Source organism: Pseudomonadota bacterium (genome assembly GCA_026388215.1).
In the GTDB taxonomy this organism is placed as follows: Bacteria; Desulfobacterota; Syntrophorhabdia; order Syntrophorhabdales; family Syntrophorhabdaceae; genus JAPLKF01.
In genome coordinates, this window is the sequence record JAPLKF010000266.1 from 1 (window position 1) to 3512 (window position 3512).

Annotated in this window: 6 protein-coding genes; 3 read left to right on the plus strand and 3 right to left on the minus strand. The window is 41.9% G+C overall.

Going from position 1 to position 3512, the window contains the following annotated elements:
• Together NTU69_12460 and NTU69_12465 are read right to left on the minus strand one after the other, a co-directional pair.
• On the minus strand, positions 1-242 hold a 242-nt coding region (locus NTU69_12460; protein MCX5804318.1), incomplete at its 3' end, for a permease.
• On the minus strand, positions 226-627 hold the full coding sequence (locus NTU69_12465; protein MCX5804319.1) for a metalloregulator ArsR/SmtB family transcription factor: 402 nt from the start codon (positions 625-627) through the stop codon (positions 226-228). The genes NTU69_12460 and NTU69_12465, both read right to left, overlap by 17 nt.
• A 683-nt stretch (positions 628-1310) precedes the next feature.
• On the opposite strand from NTU69_12465, the gene NTU69_12470 reads away from it, so the two are divergent.
• The 3 genes from NTU69_12470 to NTU69_12480 all read left to right on the plus strand — a co-directional run bounded on the left by NTU69_12470 (position 1311) and on the right by NTU69_12480 (position 2449).
• Complete coding sequence (locus NTU69_12470; protein ID MCX5804320.1) at positions 1311-1493, plus strand: hypothetical protein; 183 nt, start codon at positions 1311-1313, stop codon at positions 1491-1493.
• A 75-nt stretch (positions 1494-1568) separates the two neighbouring features.
• Positions 1569-2138 carry a DUF4136 domain-containing protein gene (locus NTU69_12475; protein MCX5804321.1) on the plus strand — a complete coding sequence of 190 codons (570 nt, stop codon included), beginning with the start codon at positions 1569-1571 and terminating at the stop codon, positions 2136-2138.
• 11 nt (positions 2139-2149) lie between these two features.
• Positions 2150-2449: a hypothetical protein gene (locus tag NTU69_12480; GenBank protein MCX5804322.1), complete on the plus strand. Its 300-nt coding sequence runs from the start codon at positions 2150-2152 to the stop codon at positions 2447-2449.
• A gap of 573 nt (positions 2450-3022) precedes the next feature.
• Here NTU69_12480 and NTU69_12485 read toward each other — a convergent pair.
• Positions 3023-3512: adenylate/guanylate cyclase domain-containing protein (locus NTU69_12485; protein ID MCX5804323.1), on the minus strand; the 490-nt coding region annotated here is incomplete at its 5' end.

Consider the following 3512-nt stretch of genomic DNA (forward strand, 5'->3'; position numbering starts at 1 on the left):
AGGAATTTATTCGCCAGAGGTCCCAGGTATTTCATGACCGATGCCTCTGAAACGAAGACAGTTATGGCTCCGGCAATAAAAAAAGCCGGGACAAGACATAAAAGCACATGCTTCTGTGCATAGTCTTGCAGCATGTAGAAGGATTCGAGGATTGCTTTTTTCACCCTTTCGTCTCCAAAAGGAATGAAATAGGCAGCTACGAATATACCAAGTATGATGATGAATTTATGCCAGTTTTTCATATTTGTCTCCTTGTTTTTTCTCGCAACATTTATCTGTGTTTGGTGCAACTGGTGTCTTTTCAGTTTTAGCCTTAAGAAACTCCTCCAATCTTTCCTTATCTTCTTTCATTTTTTCCTCGGGGATTTTATCTATAACGGATAGGATAAGGAGTCTCTTAAACATATCAGAATCGTCTATCCGGTAGTGCATCCATTTGCCCTGCTTTCTGTCCTTCACCAATCCTGCCTTTTTCAATACACCAAGATGAAAGGATACCTTCGGCTGTATCATGTCAAAGGCAGCTACTATATCGCATACACAGAGTTCACCGCGTTCAAGAAGCTTCATAATCCTGAGCCTTGTCTCGTCAGACAGAGCCTTAAAAATATTGAGTAGTTCCTTCATGGCGCTCATTCCTCCCTTAAATACTCCCTGTAAAATTCTTCCACTGGCTTCTCGATGAATTATGAACACATACAAACAACACTTTCTGTTTCTCCATGGCATCCTAATATATAAAATATTATTTATATAATTTATTTCTTACTTTCATTTTTGTCAATAGCAACTTGATTAAAAATAAATAATGATATAGTAAATATATATTATTATTTATACTTACTTACATAGGGGAACCTCTATTTACATTTTTCATAAGGGTTGAAAAGGACAATGGGGACATTGTTTCATGCTATGCATAACTCTTGATGTCCCTTAAGAATCCCTTGACAACCTATTGAAATAGCGGGAAGATAAAGGAAACAGGTGAAAGAATGGGTTATGAAAAACTGATATTTCAAGACCTGACCCTATTAGGACTATTTTGGGCTGAAAGGAGTTTGAGCATGGGCCATAAGGTATATGAGGCAATCGTGAAGGCAATAAGGGCTGGAAAACTGGTCGAGCCATTTTCGAAAAAAGATTTCGAGACTTGCTGTCCTGGGTTCCGAATTGGGACATACAATGCCTTCTTATACAAGCATCGTCAAGGGAATCGAGGCCGTAAGTCTGAATTGTTTGAACTGGTTTCGCCGGGCCAATTCAGATGTTTGCGCCCGTTCAAGTATGGATTGTAGGGGGCTACTTTTATGAAAAATCCCATGGATCGTCCTACAATACGTGGCGAAAAAACAGGACCTTGTCCATTCTGCGGATACCCCGACGTAGTTGCAAGAAAGTCGCGTAAAACAGGTGAACTATATTTTGGTTGTGCCAAACCAAAGCAGGGAAGAAACAGGGGGTGCAATTTCAAAGGTTGCAGAAGCCACTGAAAGTCTCGATAGTCGTTTTAGTGTCTGTTTTGCAACTGAGTTCTACCGTTATTTGAGAAATTCGGGAGGTTAGCAATGAATCGAGTCCAATTGTATATCGCCATCGTTATTGTATTTACCATCGTTGGCACCTTAGCGTGTGCACCGTTTATTATCTCAGGATGTATCAGTTCTGCTACCTACCAGCCACATCCTGGGAACGCCACATTCTTTGTCGTTCAAAGTGATAAAAACACCCTCACAGAACGAAACATCCAAACTCTCATTGAAAAGGAAATGGAGAAACTTGGTTTCAAGCGGGCGGTCGATCGAGCCACCGCAGACGTGGCAGTACTCTATTCCTCCTCTATTGGGGCTGGTGTCACAGAAACGGTTGTTTCAAGTTCCCCAGATTTTGTCTGGGGTGGCCAAAAGGTTAGTTCTTCATCTTCAACTGAATATCCCCGCTACTTTCACATTGCCATTATCGACCTAGCACAAACACACGACCCGAAAGAACCTGTTTTTATATGGCAGGCCGAGCTTTATAGTTCTGGATCGAGTTCGAACATCTCTTGGTTAGCAGAGACCTTCGTCCCTGAACTGTTCAAGTGGTATTGCAATAATGTCACAAATAAAAGGTTCATGACCACAATAGGTCCATGAAGGAGTAAAACATGCCCATAATCAATCTTCCATATGGCAATAATTCGTTTAATTCTGATAATTTAAAAGAATACATTAGAAGAACAGGTAGGGATTACATAATACAAGGACAGACGAACCGTAGAAGAATATATCATCCTAAACCACACAGTTTGGACTGCTGGTTAAGAGACAATTACGCTCAATATCCAGACACGAAACAGGCGGTAAATAAAGTAATCACCGCTCTTGTAAATACGGGGGAATTTGAGGAAGGGCATTTCATCTGTCCAGATAGCGGAAGAAGGGGCAAAGGAATAAAAATAATTTAAATGGTCGGTCCTATCAGGATACATAGGTTACAGCATTCAACAAGGAAAAAAGTAGAGGGGCCATACACTGACGGCCTGTTGCCCAAATTCATCCATAGGTATCTTTGATTCGGAAGGTGTTCCTGGAATGAGCATTACGGTATGGTTTCATTGCGAGCAAGGTCGAGCAAAACCTCCGGGGTACCCTCTTAGAGTACTCGAGGCGTTTGCCACCGAAGGTGGAAATGAATGTGCGGATGCATCTTTGCTTGAGCCCAAGGGGCTGGGTGGGATTAATGCACGGAAGAGGGTCAAATCTTTATTCTTGATTTTGAGAGCTTTACATTTTGAAATCTTAAGCCGGAAGAACTTTTCGTGAGTGCGACTTCGAGTACGGTTTGGGAACCCACTTTGGCAAAACAGAACGTCCCAAAGGGCAATGTGTGCTGTCTGATCCCGTTATAGACGGGAGAGTTCACACATTGAGTGATGTCAGGCCATTAGTGGGTAAAGCGCACGGAGCGGAAGCACGAATGAAATAGTGTTCCGGCAGACTATTTTTTTTCTGAATAGCAGTACGGTAGAACTGAATTTTTACTTTTCTGTCATTGTCCAGACGCCGTCCCAATCTTTCTCAGGAGGATTCTTGAGAAAGTACTCACAGCGTTCTATGCAGATACGGGTAAGATTGTCATTCGGATTCAAGGAGAGGGCCTTTTTAAATCTCGCAATACACTCATTCCATTTTGTCTCACGGTACAGGGCTATGCCCTCATGATAAATCTCTATAACGTCTTTGAGATTCTTAAAGGAATGCTCATCATGATAATCGAGTATCTCATACATGCTTACTGGTTGTGCTTTGCCTTTCACGCGGAGGCGGTCCACCTCCCTGTATATATACTTACCTTTCAGATTCTGGAAGGTAAACTCACTTATCAAAAGACTTGTTCCGTAGTATTTGTTTGCCCCCTCAAGTCGGGATGCAAGATTCACACCATCCCCTATAACAGTATAATCCATCCTTTTCATACTACCGATATTCCCGGCTACAATTTCATCGGTATTTATTCCAACCCCGATA

Coding starts and splice junctions, on each gene's coding strand:
- NTU69_12470 (MCX5804320.1), top strand. CDS start 1,311: ATGAAAAATCCCATGGATCGTCCTACAATACGTGGCGAAAAAACAGGA.
- NTU69_12480 (MCX5804322.1), top strand. CDS start 2,150: ATGCCCATAATCAATCTTCCATATGGCAATAATTCGTTTAATTCTGAT.
- NTU69_12465 (MCX5804319.1), bottom strand. CDS start 627: ATGAAGGAACTACTCAATATTTTTAAGGCTCTGTCTGACGAGACAAGG.
- NTU69_12475 (MCX5804321.1), top strand. CDS start 1,569: ATGAATCGAGTCCAATTGTATATCGCCATCGTTATTGTATTTACCATC.